This is a genomic window from Anaeromyxobacter terrae, from assembly GCF_022690685.1.
Lineage (GTDB): Bacteria > Myxococcota > Myxococcia > Myxococcales > Anaeromyxobacteraceae > Anaeromyxobacter > Anaeromyxobacter terrae.
In genome coordinates this window covers 1-1,192 of sequence record NZ_JALCYY010000139.1, presented here as the reverse complement: position 1 = coordinate 1,192, position 1,192 = coordinate 1, and the positions used below count along the sequence as shown (strand labels likewise).

The window sequence follows — 1,192 nt, the reverse complement described above, 5'->3', positions numbered from 1 at the left end:
TCCCGCGCTGCGGGCGATCGCCGCGCGGCGGGCCGCGACGCGGGCCGGGGCCGCCGGACGGCGCACCACGGCCGGCGCCGGCGACGGACTTCTCCTCCGCGACGCGCTGCCAGAGCGGTCGCGCGTCGCGCTGCGGCGCGGGCGCGAGCCGCTCCTCCTGCGGCGCCTCGATCTTCTCGCCGGGTTGCGGAGGCTTCACGTGGCCCTTGCGGATCACCACCGGGCCCTGGGATTCGGGCTTCTTCTCCTCGGACATGGCGGGCGTCTTATAGCAGAGCCCCCGCGATCCGCGTATGAGTGGCCGGATGCCCGATCGCCGCGTGGTCGTCTTCCTCTCGCACGCCGACCCTGGCGCCCTCCGCCTCGCCGGCTCTTGCGCCCTCGCCGCGGCGGCGATGGGGGATCGGGTGGACGTCTACCTGTTCGGGCAGGCGGTCCCGGCAGTCGTCGCTGCGCACGACGCGGAGCCCGACGAGCCGGGCGCGCTCCTCCACCAGGCCCGCGGCGCCGGCGCCTGCCGCCTCGTCGCGTGCAGCGCGAGCGTGGTGGAGGAGAAGGTACCGCTCGACGCGGCCGAGCAGGCGCTCGACGCGGTCGTCGGCTGGCCGACCGTCATCGAGTGGAGTCGCGGAGTCGTCGACCGGTTCTTCTTTTGAGCCCCCAGAAGGCGCGTGAGACGGGAGGCGAGGCGGGCACCCGCAACGACGCGCGCCGAGGCGCACTGCCAAGGTGCCGCTGTGCGCGGCTCGAGGAGCGCCGCGGGCGCAAGGAGCGAGGGCGCCCGCCGCAGGCCCCTTATCGTTCGCTGTAGGCGGGACCGAGCGGGGGGCCCCTCCAATGCCGCGCAGTACCCCGGAAGAGACCGCCGCTCCTGCGCGTTCGTCTCTTTTGCTTCCCCCTCCGGAGTCCCCATGGTCAGCCTGTCGATCGATCCGCCGCCGTCGTCGCGCCAGCCCCGTTCCTCGCGGGGCGGCCTCATCGGCATCCTCTTCGGTATCGCCCTCCTCCTCGCGCTCGCGGGCGGGTTCTGGCTCGGTCGAGCCACCGCACCGGGTGGGAGCCTCTCCGCGGTCCCAGCGGCGGCCAGCGCCGCTCCCTCCGGCGTCGACCCGGTAGCCGGCAAGGCGCCAGCGCCCGCCGTGGCCGCCCCCGCGGCCCCCGGCGCGTCCGCCGCGGCCGTGCCTGCGCCGGC

The 1,192-nt window shown here is 75.9% G+C and carries 1 protein-coding gene and 2 pseudogenes; 2 read left to right on the top strand and 1 reads right to left on the bottom strand.

Features of this window, described 5'->3' with window-relative positions:
- Positions 1–256: pseudogene (locus tag MNY62_RS25500) on the bottom strand (RNA-binding protein); the annotation flags it as partial.
- 49 nt (positions 257–305) lie between these two features.
- Between MNY62_RS25500 and MNY62_RS25495 the strand changes: the two are divergent.
- Positions 306–656, top strand: coding sequence for a DsrE family protein (locus MNY62_RS25495; protein WP_242347135.1), 351 nt, complete (start codon positions 306–308; stop codon positions 654–656).
- 255 nt (positions 657–911) lie between these two features.
- Positions 912–1,192: pseudogene (locus tag MNY62_RS25490) on the top strand (M23 family metallopeptidase); the annotation flags it as partial.

Bases quoted from the DNA above. Each gene is read 5' to 3' on its own strand.
- MNY62_RS25495 (WP_242347135.1), top strand. From the start codon at position 306: ATGCCCGATCGCCGCGTGGTCGTCTTCCTCTCGCACGCCGACCCTGGC.